At 75.4% G+C, this 12,448-nt stretch carries 12 protein-coding genes and 3 tRNA genes; 7 read left to right on the forward strand and 8 right to left on the reverse strand.

Going from position 1 to position 12,448, the window contains the following annotated elements; all coding sequences use genetic code 11:
• Positions 1–41 precede the first annotated feature (41 nt).
• The 4 genes from ABZW03_RS03285 to ABZW03_RS03300 form a co-directional block, all read right to left on the reverse strand.
• Positions 42–953: a pyridoxal-phosphate dependent enzyme gene (locus ABZW03_RS03285; protein ID WP_355251409.1), complete on the reverse strand. Its 912-nt coding sequence runs from the start codon at positions 951–953 to the stop codon at positions 42–44.
• Between the two features lie 113 nt (positions 954–1,066).
• On the reverse strand, positions 1,067–1,735 hold the full coding sequence (locus tag ABZW03_RS03290; RefSeq protein WP_355251411.1) for a GPP34 family phosphoprotein: 669 nt from the start codon (positions 1,733–1,735) through the stop codon (positions 1,067–1,069).
• Positions 1,736–1,773: 38 nt separating this feature from the next.
• Entirely contained in the window at positions 1,774–2,046 is a 273-nt protein-coding gene (locus ABZW03_RS03295; protein ID WP_355251414.1) for a hypothetical protein, read from the reverse strand.
• A gap of 10 nt (positions 2,047–2,056) precedes the next feature.
• Positions 2,057–3,004, reverse strand: coding sequence for an SPFH domain-containing protein (locus tag ABZW03_RS03300; RefSeq protein ID WP_355251417.1), 948 nt, complete (start codon positions 3,002–3,004; stop codon positions 2,057–2,059).
• Positions 3,005–3,124: 120 nt separating this feature from the next.
• On the opposite strand from ABZW03_RS03300, the gene ABZW03_RS03305 reads away from it, so the two are divergent.
• A complete protein-coding gene (locus ABZW03_RS03305) occupies positions 3,125–3,526 on the forward strand; it encodes a helix-turn-helix domain-containing protein (protein ID WP_355251493.1) in 402 nt (133 codons plus the stop codon).
• A 159-nt stretch (positions 3,527–3,685) separates the two neighbouring features.
• Here the strand turns inward: ABZW03_RS03305 and ABZW03_RS03310 are convergent.
• Positions 3,686–3,759 (reverse strand) — tRNA-Ile (locus ABZW03_RS03310).
• Between the two features lie 189 nt (positions 3,760–3,948).
• Here ABZW03_RS03310 and ABZW03_RS03315 point away from each other — a divergent pair.
• Together ABZW03_RS03315 and ABZW03_RS03320 are read left to right on the forward strand one after the other, a co-directional pair.
• Positions 3,949–4,800, forward strand: coding sequence for a hypothetical protein (locus tag ABZW03_RS03315; RefSeq protein WP_355251420.1), 852 nt, complete (start codon positions 3,949–3,951; stop codon positions 4,798–4,800).
• A 139-nt stretch (positions 4,801–4,939) separates the two neighbouring features.
• Positions 4,940–5,686, forward strand: a complete 747-nt coding sequence (locus tag ABZW03_RS03320) for a trypsin-like peptidase domain-containing protein (protein ID WP_355251423.1) — start codon at positions 4,940–4,942, stop codon at positions 5,684–5,686.
• Between the two features lie 148 nt (positions 5,687–5,834).
• Here ABZW03_RS03320 and ABZW03_RS03325 read toward each other — a convergent pair.
• Positions 5,835–5,907, reverse strand: a tRNA-Asn gene (locus ABZW03_RS03325).
• A gap of 61 nt (positions 5,908–5,968) precedes the next feature.
• Positions 5,969–6,041, reverse strand: a tRNA-Asn gene (locus ABZW03_RS03330).
• A gap of 229 nt (positions 6,042–6,270) precedes the next feature.
• Here ABZW03_RS03330 and ABZW03_RS03335 point away from each other — a divergent pair.
• The 4 genes from ABZW03_RS03335 to ABZW03_RS03350 all read left to right on the forward strand — a co-directional run bounded on the left by ABZW03_RS03335 (position 6,271) and on the right by ABZW03_RS03350 (position 11,144).
• Positions 6,271–6,576 (forward strand): hypothetical protein, encoded by a 306-nt coding sequence (locus ABZW03_RS03335; protein ID WP_355251425.1) that lies wholly within the window; start codon positions 6,271–6,273, stop codon positions 6,574–6,576.
• Positions 6,577–6,683: 107 nt separating this feature from the next.
• A complete protein-coding gene (locus tag ABZW03_RS03340) occupies positions 6,684–8,117 on the forward strand; it encodes an FGGY family carbohydrate kinase (RefSeq protein ID WP_355251427.1) in 1,434 nt (477 codons plus the stop codon).
• Between the two features lie 100 nt (positions 8,118–8,217).
• Positions 8,218–9,621 (forward strand): glutamate decarboxylase, encoded by a 1,404-nt coding sequence (locus ABZW03_RS03345; RefSeq protein ID WP_355251430.1) that lies wholly within the window; start codon positions 8,218–8,220, stop codon positions 9,619–9,621.
• A 404-nt stretch (positions 9,622–10,025) separates the two neighbouring features.
• Positions 10,026–11,144, forward strand: a complete 1,119-nt coding sequence (locus ABZW03_RS03350) for a DUF2690 domain-containing protein (protein WP_355251432.1) — start codon at positions 10,026–10,028, stop codon at positions 11,142–11,144.
• Here the strand turns inward: ABZW03_RS03350 and ABZW03_RS03355 are convergent.
• Positions 11,141–12,319 carry an RNA polymerase sigma factor gene (locus tag ABZW03_RS03355; RefSeq protein ID WP_355251435.1) on the reverse strand — a complete coding sequence of 393 codons (1,179 nt, stop codon included), beginning with the start codon at positions 12,317–12,319 and terminating at the stop codon, positions 11,141–11,143. The two genes, ABZW03_RS03350 and ABZW03_RS03355, sit on opposite strands and share 4 nt — an antisense overlap.
• Positions 12,320–12,448 lie beyond the last annotated feature (129 nt).

Raw genomic sequence — 12,448 nt, forward strand, 5'->3', positions numbered from 1 at the left:
GACCCGACCATGCCCCGGGGACGGGAGCCCGGGAACGGGTGCTACTCCGGGTCCGGCAGCCCGGTGACGACGGCGGTGAGGCGGGTCCCGGGCGGGAAGGCGCCCGCCGCCGCCAGGTCGGCCAGCGCGGCGAGCAGCTTGGCGACGTAGCGGCGCTCCAGCGGGACGCCGTGGCGGCGCTCGAACCGCTCGGCGAAGGCCGCCAGCTCCGCCGGCACCCGGCCGTAGCCGCCGCCGTGGTGGTCGTGGTCGATCCGCCAGTTGTCGAACCCGCGTCCGTACGCGGCCCGGTGCAGCCGGGCGACCTCCGCCTCCAGGTAGCCCTCGCCGCCGCGCAGCACGGCCACCCCGAGCGCCCGCGCACCGGTCGGCAGGCCGGCCGCGATGCCGGCCAGGGTGCCGCCGGTGCCGACCGGGCAGCAGACCACGTCCCGCGCGCCGAGGTCGGGCAGTTCGGCCGGGATCGCGGCCGCGCCGACGGCGGCCAGGGCGTTGGAGCCGCCCTCCGGGAGCACCAGGCAGCGGCCCCAGCGGCGGAGCGGGGCATCCGCGCCGTGCTCTCCCCCGGCCCGGCCGGTGGCCTCCCGGTACTCGGCCCGGGTCAGGAACTCCAGCCGCATCCCCGCCGCCTCGGCGGCCCGCAGCGACCAGTTGCGCGGCCGGTCGGCCAGCTCCTCGCCGCGGACCAGCCCGACGCTCTCCAGCCCGAGCGCCCCGGCGGCGGCCGCGACGGCCCGCAGATGGGTCGAGTAGGCGCCGCCGAAGGTCAGCAGCCGGGTGTGGCCCTGTTCCACGGCGGCGGCCAGGTTGGGCGCCAGCTTGCGCCACTTGTTGCCGGGGACGGTCGGGTGCAGCAGGTCGTCGCGCTTCAGCCGCAGCTCCACCCCGGCCCGGGCGAAGGCCTCGTCGGTGCAGTCCACCAGCGGGGTCGGCAGCAGGGCGGGTTCGAGCATCCGGCCAGCATAGGCGGACGCGCGGAGCCCGGCCGCCGACCGGCGACCGGGCTCCACTCCCCTTCGCGCGGGCCGTCACCCCCCTGAACGGCCCGTCAGGCCCGTCAGGCCCGTCAGCCCAGGGCCGCGCTCTCCGCCGCGTGGCCCGCCAGCCGCCAGGCCAGCGCCGTGCCGAGCGCGCGCGGGACCGGGCCGGCCGCCGGGGCCAGCTTCGCGATCCTGCCCTGGTGCTCCCGGCGTTCCCCGGCGCTCAGGACCGAGCGGAGCTTCCCCGCCGCGACCAGGGCGGTCAGCGCCGCGTCGGCCGGGTCGACCCGGCTGAGCGGTCCCTTCAGCGCCCCGGCGACGGAGGCCGCCAGCGCCTCGCGGCCCCCCGGGTCGGCCGGGGTGACCAGGGTCACCGGGAACAACCCGGCCACCCGGTGCGGCCGGACGGTGATCCGGCCGGAGTCCACCAGGCCGTCCCGGACCCGGCGGATCGGCTGGTCCCGTCCGGTGCTCCTGGCGCGGCCGACCCACGCGTTCCAGCTGGCCGGCCGGGCCGCCCTGATCTGGCCCAACAGGCGGGCGCTGCAGGGGTCGAGGCCGACTTCGAGGTCCTTGCCGCGGACCCGGGCGACGGCCTTGCGGCCCTCCTCGGCCAGCAGGCCCCGGCGCAGCAGCTCGGTCAGCGCCGCCGCCTGCAGCAGCAGGTTGAGCGAGGAGTGCTGGGTGGTCCGCCGGCGCCGCGGGTCGTAGGCGAGCAGGTACAGCTTCTCGGGGAGGGTGGCGGGCAGGTCCATGTCGGTCTCCGAAAGGTCTTCGTGTGCCCGGCCGCCGGTCAGCTCTCTTCGGAGCCGCCGGGCTCGGGGTCGTCCCCGGCCGGGCTCTCCCCGGCCGGGGCGTCCTCGGCCGGGCTCTGCTTGGGCGGGCGTCCGCGCCGGGGAAGCCGGGCCGCGCCGCCGGGCATCCGGCCCGCGTCGCCGAGGGCGCGGCGGAGCAGGAACTCGATCTGCGCGTTGGTGCTGCGCAGGTCGTCCGCGGCCCATCGGGCGAGTGCGTCGTGAACTGAAGGGTCCAGTCGCAGCAGGAGCTTCTTCCGTTCCGTCGCCAAGGCCTCGCCTTTACTGGTAGAGGGAGCCCGTGTTCACGACGGGCTGGGTGCCGCGTTCGCCGCAGAGCACCACCAGGAGGTTGCTCACCATGGCGGCCTTGCGCTCCTCGTCCAGGTCCACGACATCGCGTTCGGCGAGCCGTTCCAGTGCCTCCTCGACCATGCCGACGGCGCCCTCGACGATCAGCCTGCGCGCCGCCACCACGGCCCCGGCCTGCTGGCGCTGGAGCATCACCTGGGCGACCTCCGGAGCGTACGCGAGCCTGGTGATCCGGGACTCGACGACCCGCACACCGGCCGAGGCGACCCGGGCGGCGATCTCGGCGGAGAGCTTGCGGGCGATCTCGTCCGCACCGTCGCGCAGCGACAACTGGCCCTCGTGGTGGGCGTCGTACGGGTAGCTGGTGGCGATGTGCCGCACGGCCGTCTCGGTCTGGATGGCGACGAAGTCGACGTAGTCGTCCACCTCGAACATCGCCATCGCGGTGTCCTCGACCTGCCAGACCACCACGGCGGCGATCTCGATCGGGTTGCCGTCCGCGTCGTTGACCTTGGTGGTCTCGGTCTCGTGGTTGCGGATCCGCAGCGAGATGTGCCGGCGGTTGGTGAACGGGTTCAGCCAGGTCAGGCCCTCGGCGCGGACGGTGCCCCGGTAGTGCCCGAGCAGCTGGACCACCCGGGCCTGGCCGGGCGAGACCACCGTCAGCCCGAAGGTCAGCAGCAGCGAGCCGAGCACCAGCAGCGGCCCGGCGACCACCAGCGCGATGCCCAACCCACTGGTCCTGGAGGATAGTTGGGCCGCACCGGCGACGATCGCGCCGATCCCGGCGAGCAGGCCGAGCAGCGAGCCGCCGAGCACCGGCAGGCCGGCCGCCCCGGTGATGACCCGTTCGGTGATCTTGGGGACCGGGAGGTCCAGGACGGGGCCGTCCTCGACGGTGGAACGCGGTGTGGTCATGAGACTGATCTCCCCCAGGGCGAGTGTTCGCTTGTGCCATCAAAGTGATATCACTTTTTCTGCGCACGCCGCCAGGGTCGGGTCGGGGGCATCCGTGCGAAACGGCGGAGAGCCCAGCCGCTGGAACCGGAGGCCGGGCCGGTCGAACGCTTCGCCGGTGAGCTGCGGGCGCTGCGCCGAGCGGCCGGCGGCCCGGTCTACCGGGCCATGGCCGCCCGGGCGCACGTCTCCCCGAGCGCGCTGTCGGCCGCCGCCTCGGGCGACCGGCTGCCCACCCTCACCGTGACCCTCGCCCACGTCCGGGCGTGCGGCGGTGACGAGGTTGTGTGGGAGGCCCGCTGGCACGCCGCGGCCCGGCTGTCGGGGCGGGCGCCGGGGCCGGTTCCCGCGCCGGGGCCGTCCGCCGGTCCGGCCCGGCCGGTGCCGCGTCCGCCGGGGCGGGTCTGGGGCCTCGCCGCGACCGCCCTGGGGACCGCGGCGGCCGTGCTGCGCTCCGCCGGCCACCCGGGCCGGCGGGCGTGACATCCGCCCGCGGCCGCGCGCGGCAGGTCCACTGGGCGGGTGAACTCCGGGTGTCGGAACGGGCTCCGGAAGCTCCGGGCGCTAGAGTGCCTGCGTGCCCTTCGGGCGTTTGCGCAGGTCAGGGCGGACGTCGTCGGACAGTCCGTCGGCTGTGCGAGGTGGGGCGGGTGGGACTCGAACCCACGACCAAGGGATTATGAGTCCCCTGCTCTAACCGGCTGAGCTACCGCCCCGGTTCGCCGCGCGCGCCGGTCGTCGGCACGGCAGCAGCAGACGGCCCCAGCGAGGCCGTCCCGGGCAGCATAGCCGGTCGATCACCCGTGGTGCGCGCCGGGGGCGCAGCTGGGTGCGGGAGGGTGCGCACCTCCCGGGCGGCGCAGCCCGGGTGGCGGCGGGGCACCCTTACGGGGCAGCCTGGGCGGATGACGACACGTGGGACGGGGGCGGCGGCCGCGGTGTTCGCCCTGGTGCTGGCCGCGGCGGGCTGCACCACCGCGGCCGGGCCGGGCGGGGGCGCCCCGACCGTCACCTCGGCACCGCCCGCCGGCGCCGCCCCCGACAGCCACGGCTGGAACCGGCAGCGGCTCCGGGACGCGGCCGGCCGGCACACCGGGGTCACCCGCACCGCCAAGCCGTCCGTGCTCAACGGCCTGGTCGGCGCGGTGTTCACGCGCAACGCCGACGGCGACCACTTCTGCACCGCCAGCGTGGTCGACAGCGCCGGGCTCAACCTCGTCGTCACGGCCGCCCACTGCGTCTGGGACCCGGGGCTCGGCCGGCGCGCCGACCTGGTCTTCGTCCCCGGCTACCGCGACGGCGAGACCCCCAGCGGCGTCTGGCCGCTGCTGGCCGTCACCGTGGACGAGGGCTGGAGCGACCACGCCGACCCGGACGTGGACGTCGCCTTCGCGGTCGTCCAGGCGCAGGGCGGGCGGCAGGTCCAGCAGGTGCTCGGCGCCAACCGGCTGGGCGTCAACCGCGGTTACCGGCTCCCGGTGAAGGTCACCGGCTACCCGAGCAGCAGCGGCGTCCCGATCACCTGCGCCACCACCACCGCCCGGCAGAGCCCCACCCAGCTGCGGATCGACTGCCCCGACTACACCGGCGGCACCAGCGGCAGCCCGTGGGTCACCGACTTCGACCCGGCCACCAGGACCGGCACCGTGGTCGGCGTGATCGGCGGCTACCAGGAGGGCGGCGCGAGCCCGGACACCTCGTACAGCAGCTACTTCGGCGACCGCGTCCAGGCCCTGTACGACCGCGCCACCGGCTGACGAACGGCGGGCGGAGGGCGGGCGGAGGGCGGGCGGGCACCCGGCGCTGGCGCCGCCGGGCGCGGCCTGGTAGATCTTCCTCACGAACGGCGGAACGCACGGCCCCGGTGCCCGCCCCGAGGAACGAGACGGAGCCCCGATGGCCTCCCGCCCGGCCCGGCCCGCGCGCCCGGCACGAACGGTCGCGCTGGCCGCCCTGCTGCTGGCCGTCGGCACCGCGTGCGGCGGCCAGGACGGGGGGCCCACGGCCGAGGTCGCGCAGCGGAGCCCCGCCGGGGACCGGGTCGGCACCCTCTCCATCCACACCGCGCAGGGCCCGCGGGCCTGCACCGCGAGCGTGGTGCACAGCCCCCGGCGCAATCTGCTGGTCACCGCGGCGCACTGCGTGCAGACCCGCCGGATCGGCCTGCTGGACGGCCTGGTGTTCACCCCCGGCTACCGCAACGGCGCCACCCCGTACGGGACTTGGCCGGTGCAGGCGATCACCGTCGACCCGCGCTGGGCGGCCGACGACGACCCCGAGTACGACGTGGCGTTCGTCACCGTGGGCGCGGTCGGCGGCCGGCAGGTCGAGGACGCGGTCGGCGGCAACCCGCTCGGCACCGGGCAGGGCTTCGGGCTGTCCGTCTCGGTCACCGGTTACCCGAACGAGAGCGACGAGCCGATCACCTGTGCCGCCCGCACCAGCTCGCAGAGCGCCACCCAGGAGCGCTTCGACTGCGGCGGCTACACCGACGGCACCAGCGGCAGCCCGTGGGTCGCCGGGGACGGCGCGGTGGTCGGCGTGATCGGCGGCTACCAGGAGGGCGGGAGCACCCCCGGCACCTCGTACAGCGTCACCTTCGACCAGCGGGTCGCCGACCTCTACCGGAGGGCGACCGCCTGACCCGGGCGTCGCCGAGCGATGCCAGGCCTGGGCGGCACCCCCGTGGTGTCGTACGTCACGCCGCGGATCCGGGCGGGGACAACACGAAGGCCCCCCGGTCGACCGAGGGGCCTTCGCTCTGAGCAGTCACCGGGCGGACCCGGTGCAGCTCCCGCAATTGGACTCGAACCAATAACCTGCCGGTTAACAGCCGGCTGCTCTGCCAATTGAGCTATGCGGGATCGCGGTACTCAACTTCCGCACCACGGACGGGAACAGAGCCCCGAAGGGCCTTCTCCCGAGCTCCCCCAATTGGACTCGAACCAATAACCTGCCGATTAACAGTCGGCTGCTCTGCCAATTGAGCTATGGGGGATCGGCTTCCGCCTCGGCCCCCGGTTTCCCGGGCTCCTCGGCGCTCGCTGCGGGACATACATTAGCGCACTCGGGGGGGTGGTCCGCCAATCGCTTTCCCCGGTTGCCGCCCGGCCGGCGCCCGGCGTGCCCCGCGCGCGCCCGGCGACGGGGGCGGGGATGCTGGGGCGCGGACGGTTCGCCGTCCCGACGGACGGGTAGGGCAATGCGGCAGAGGCCGCCAGGAGAGGGTGGATCCGACCATGTGGAAGCTGTCGTTGGCCGCGGGTTTCGCGGCCGGCTACGTCCTCGGCTCGCGGGCCGGGCGCCGGCGCTACGAACAGATCGCCAAGGTCACCCAGCAGATCGCCCGGAACCCCGCGGTCCGGAGCGCGACCGACCGGGCCCGCCAGCAGGCCGGGGCGGTGGCCGGGAGGGCGGCCGGCGCGGTCGCGGACCGGGTCGGCGACCGGCTGCCGAACGCCGTCACCGACCGGGTGCCGTACTTCAACCGCTCCCGGGCGGAGGACGACGGCTGGGGTACCTTCCGCCCGTGACGGGAAGGTGACGCCAGGGCGAAGCGGACCCCACCCCGGGGTCGCGAACCGGCAACGGCTCACCCGGCCCGGACGCGTCCCGGGCCGGGCTGAGGCATGATCTCGACATGGCCATCGTCGCGGGGATAGACAGCTCGACCAACCGCACCCGGATCGTCGCGTGCGACGCCGACACCGGTGCCGTCCTGCGCTCGGGCAAGGCCCCGCACCCCGTCCCCGAGGACCAGGACCTGCGCCCGGGCGAGGCCGACCCGCAGGTCTGGCTGCACTCGCTCGGCGACGCCGCGACCGGCGGCCTGCTGGAGGGCGTCCGGGCGATCGGGGTCAGCGCCCAGCAGCACGGGATGATCGGCCTGGACGCGGGCGGGGTGCAGGTCCGCCCGGCGCTGCTGTGGAACGACCCGCGCTCCAGCGGCGCCGCCGCCAAGCTGCTGGACGCCCTCGGCGGCCCGGCCGCCTGGACCGCCGCGATCGGCGCCGTGCCCGCGCCCACCTACACCATCGCCAAGCTGCGCTGGCTGGCCGAGTTCGAGCCGGCCAACGCCCGCCGGGTCGCCGAGGTGCTGCTGCCGCACGACTGGCTGGTCTGGCAGTTGCTCGGCCACCCCAAGCGCCGCACCACCGACCGCGGCGACGCCTCCGGCACCGGCTACTGGTCGCCGATCACCGGCGAGTACCGGCAGGACCTGGTCGAGCTGGCGCTCGGCCACGAGCTCCGGCTGCCCGACGTCCTGCCGCCGGCCGAACCCGCCGGGCACACCCCCGAGGGCCTGCTGATCTCGGCCGGCACCGGGGACAACATGGCCGCCGCGCTGGGCCTGGGCCTCGGCCCGGGCGACGCGGTGGTCTCGCTCGGCAGCGCCGGGACGATCTTCGCGGTGCACGAGGAGGCCGTGGTGGACGCCTCCGGCCTGGTCTCCTCCTTCGCCGACGCCAGCGGCCGGCACCTGCCGATGGTCGCCACCCTCAACGCCGCCCAGGTGCTGCGCTCCACCGCCGCGATGCTCGGCCGGGACCTGGAGGGCCTGAGCGACCTCGCCCTGCACTCCTCCCCCGGCGCCTACGGCCTGGTGCTGCTGCCCTACCTGGACGGCGAGCGCACCCCCGCGCTGCCGCACGCGGCCGGCACCCTGACGGGTCTGCGGGCCGAGGCGATGACCCCTCAGCACCTGGCCCGGGCCGCCGTCGAGGGCATGCTGTGCAACATCGCCGACGCCCTCGACGTGCTGCGCGCCCAGGGCGTCGCGGTGAAGCGGGTGTTCCTGCTCGGCACGGCCGGGCGGCTGCCCGCCGTCCGGCACATCGCCCCGATGCTGTTCGGCGTCCCGGTCGTGGTGCCGCCGCCGGGCGCGCACGCCGCCCGCGGGGCCGCCCGGCAGGCGGCCTGGGCGCTGGCCGGCACCCCGGAGCCCCCGGAGTGGGAGCTGCCGGACGCCGAGACCGTCGAGCCGGACGGGGAGCAGGACCTGGCGATCGGTTCGGCGGTGCGCCGGCAGTACCGGGCCGCCCGCGACCAGATCCACCCGGAGGCCGCCGCCTGACCCGGGGTCGGGGCCGACGGACCGTGCGGATGCGTCACCCGGCGCCCGGTGGCAGCGTGGGACGGGACACGGCCACCGGAGCGAAGGGCGGCAGGACGCCATGGCGCTGCACCAGGGGGCCGGCGGCGACCGCCGGCTGAGCATCGGCCCGTACCCGACCGTCGCCGACCCGCTGGGCGCGATGAAGCTGGCCCCGCCGCTGCACCGGCTCGGCGAGGGCCCCGTCCCGGCCGACACCGCGTACCAGCTGATCCACGACGAACTGATGCTGGACGGCAACGCGAAGCTCAACCTGGCGACTTTCGTCACCACCTCGATGGAGGCCCAGGCCACCCGGCTGATGACCGAGTGCCTCGACAAGAACATGATCGACAAGGACGAGTACCCGCAGACCGCCGAACTGGAGCGGCGCTGCGTGGCGATCCTCGCCGACCTCTGGCACGCCCCCGACCCGGACGCCGCGGTCGGCTGCTCCACCACCGGCTCCAGCGAGGCCTGCATGCTGGCCGGCATGGCGCTCAAGCGCCGCTGGATGCGCCGCAACCCCGACCGCTACGCCGCCGGTGCCCGGCCCAACCTGGTGATGGGCGTCAACGTGCAGGTCTGCTGGGAGAAGTTCTGCAACTTCTGGGAGATCGAGGCCCGCACCGCGCCGATGGAGGGCGACCGCTTCCACCTGGACGCCGAGCGGGCGGTCGCCCTGTGCGACGAGAACACCATCGGCGTGGTCGGTGTGCTCGGCTCCACCTTCGACGGCTCCTACGAGCCGGTCGCGGAGATCTGCGCGGCCCTGGACGCCTTCCAGGAGCGCACCGGCACCGACGTCCCGGTGCACGTGGACGGCGCCTCCGGCGGCATGGTGGCCCCCTTCCTCGACCAGGAGCTGGTCTGGGACTTCCGGCTGCCCCGGGTGGCCTCGATCAACACCTCCGGCCACAAGTACGGCCTGGTGTACCCGGGCGTCGGCTGGGCGCTCTGGCGCGACGGCGAGGCGCTGCCGGAGGAGCTGGTGTTCCGGGTCAACTACCTGGGCGGCGAGATGCCGACCTTCGCGCTCAACTTCTCCCGGCCCGGCGCCGAGGTGGTGGCCCAGTACTTCGTCTTCCTGCGGCTCGGCCGGGAGGGCTTCCGCGCCGTCCAGGGCGCCTGCCGCGAGGTCGCGAGCTACCTGGCCGAACGGATCGGGCGGCTGGACGGCTTCCGGCTGCTGACCCGGGGCGACCAGGTGCCGGTGTTCGCCTTCACCACCGAGGGGGACCTCCCGTTCGACGTGTTCGACGTCTCACGGCGGCTGCGCGAGCGCGGCTGGCAGGTGCCCGCGTACAGCTTCCCGGCGAACCGGGAGGACCTGTCGGTGCTCCGGGTGGTCTGCCGCAACGGCTTCTCCCGGGACCTCGCCGACCTGCTGCTGGCCGACCTCGACCGGCTGCTGCCGGAGCTGCGGCGCCAGCCCGTCCCGCTCAGGGAGCTCGGGGTGCCGGCCCGGCCCGGCTTCCACCACTGACCGTTCGCACACCCGGGGAGACCTCACGGCGGGGAGGGCGCGGCGAAGCGCCCTCCCCGCCGGAGCATCCCGGTCGTCCCGGGGCAGCCTCCCCCCGCGAGGCTGCCTCGGAACGGTGGGGGAACCGGGAGCGGGTGCGGTCCGACGACGGGTGATCGAACGGCGTCCGAACGGTTCCACCGACGGGTGGACCGCACCGGCCAGAGAACTCTGCACGATGACCGCGTGATGGTGCGAGCGTCTCCGGGGGTTGTGAGACACTTCCGTCCGTCTCAGCGCCATGACCTGGGGTTTGGGACGCCAGGCCGATCAGGTTGGAGAAGCGGAGACGCCGAACGGCCCGGGCCGGGGCCCTGCCGCTCACCCGTTTCCCGTCCCCCGTTTCTCGAATTTGGAGCGCCCCCATGGGTTCCGCCTGGAAGCAGCTGCCCGAGGAGCTGTCCGAGCCCGCCAGACGCCTGGCGGAGGAGCTCCGGGCCGTCAAGGACGCCGCCGGACTGTCGCTGTCCGAGCTGGCCGCCCGGACGCACTACAGCCGGGCCTCCTGGGAGCGCTGGCTCAACGGCAAGCGGATCGTCACCGAGCAGGCGCTGGACGCGCTGGTCGGGGCGGTCGAGTGCGACGGGGCCGTGCTGCGGACGCTGTGGCGGCAGGCGGTGGCGGGGCCGGCCGAGGTGGTCGCCCCGACCGAGGTGGTGACGCCGCCGGGCGTCGCCGAGGAGACCCCGGTGGCCGCCGCTGGAAAGGTGCCCGCGGTCGAGGAGGAGCCGGTCCGGGAGGAGCCGGTCCGGGAGCCCGCCGTGGTCTGGTGGCGGCGCCCGGTGGCGCTGGTCTCCGGTGCGGCCGTGCTGGCGCTGCTGCTGGTGCTGGTGGGCCTGCGGATCAGCCGGCACGACGGGGAGGCCGCGGCGGCGGACGAGCCCACCGCCGACGTCTCCCCCAGCGCCAAGCCCGTCCCGGCCTCCCCGACCTGCCGGGCCGTCGGCTGCGCGCACAAGGACCCGAAGACCACCGGCTGCGGCAAGGACGCCCGGACCCTGCAGACCCAGGTGATCGGCAAGCGGGTCGTCTACCTCCGGTACAGCCGGACCTGCCAGGCCGCCTGGGGCGCCATCACCGAGGGCCAGCCCAAGGACTACGCGACGATCACCGACAGCACCGGCGACAGCGAGACGGCCCTCATCCACTGGGGCTACGACAACTACTCGCCGATGCTGAACGCGGCGGACCCGACCGTCACCTTCCAGGTCTGCGGCTACCAGCCGGACGGCCACGACTGCACCGCGGCGGTGTCCGACCTGGCCATGGTGGTGGACTCCACCCCGATCCCGATCGGCCCCGCCTCTCCCCCGCCGGGCACCGGCGCGGCGGCGCCCACGACCCCGGCCCCGGCCACCCTGGCCGACCCGGCGCCGACCGAGTCCGCCTCGGCCGACCCCACCTCGGCCGACCCGGCGGCGCCGGCCGGGTCCGCGGCTCCGTCCCCGGCGGTGCCGGCCGCCCCGGCCCCGGCCGTCGGCTAGTCGAGGTAGCCGCGCAGCTGCTCGGCGTAGGCGTGGTCGCGGAGCTTGACCAGGGTCTTCGACTCGATCTGCCGGATCCGCTCCCGCGTCACGCCGAACACCGCCCCGATCTCCTCCAGGGTGCGCGGGCGCCCGTCGTCCAGCCCGTAGCGGAGCTGGACCACCTGGCGCTCCCGCTCGCCCAGGGTGGCCAGCACGGCCTCCAGGTGCTGGCGCAGCAGCAGGAAGGTCGCGGACTCGGCGGGCGAGGCGGCGTCGGCGTCCTCGATCAGGTCCCCGAGCGCGACGTCCTCCTCCTCGCCGACCGGGGTGTGCAGCGAGATCGGTTCCTGGGCCAGCCGGAGCAGCTCGCGCACCCGCTCCTCGGTCAGCTCCAGGGCGGCGGCGATCTCGGCCGCCGTCGGTTCCACGCCGCGCTCCTGGAGCAGGCCGCGCTTCGCCCGGACCACCCGGTTGATCAGCTCGACCACGTGCACCGGCACCCGGATCGTCCGGGCCTGGTCGGCCAGCGCCCGGCTCATCGCCTGCCGGATCCACCAGGTCGCGTACGTGGAGAACTTGAAGCCGCGGGTGTAGTCGAACTTCTCCACCGCCCGGATCAGGCCCAGGTTGCCCTCCTGGACCAGGTCCAGCAGGGTCAGCCCGCGGCCGACGTAGCGCTTGGCGACGGAGACCACCAACCGCAGGTTCGCCTCGATCAGCCGGCGCTTGGCGATCCGGCCCCGCACCACCAGGGTGTCCAGCTCGCCGGCCAGCGGGTCGGGCGGCGGCGGGTCGCCGTTCAGCCGCTCCTCGGCGAAGAGGCCGGCCTCCACCCGGCGAGCCAGCTCGACCTCCTCCTCGGCGGTGAGCAGGCGGATCCGGCCGATCTCCCGCAGGTACTGGCGCAGCAGGTCGGCGGCCGGCCCGGTGTCCTCGGCCCCGACCCGCGCTCCGGCCCCGGGCCCTGGCCCGGGCTCCGGCTCCGAACCGTCCGGTCCATCCGAGACGTCCGAGACGTCCGGACTGTCCGGGTGGCCCTCCGGCAGGCCCTGGGCCGGGACCCGGGCGCCGTCCGGGGGCGCCGCCCCGGCCCGGCCGTGGTGGGTCTCCTGCTCCCCGGCCCCCGCCGGTCCGGCGGGGTTCACGCGCGTGCTGGTGGTGGTCGCTGCGACGAGGCCGTGCTCCACGGGCATCCCCTCGGGGCGGGCGCGACTCTGGCGGACCCGCGCTGGACGGAGGTGGGCGCCCTCCAGTGTGCGGTACGCCACACTCCGCGGCCGAGACTCGTGCGCCGGTTTTCTGTGTGCAGGTCCTGCGACGAA

The organism is Kitasatospora sp. NPDC004799 (genome assembly GCF_040609095.1).
In the GTDB taxonomy this organism is placed as follows: Bacteria; Actinomycetota; Actinomycetes; order Streptomycetales; family Streptomycetaceae; genus Kitasatospora.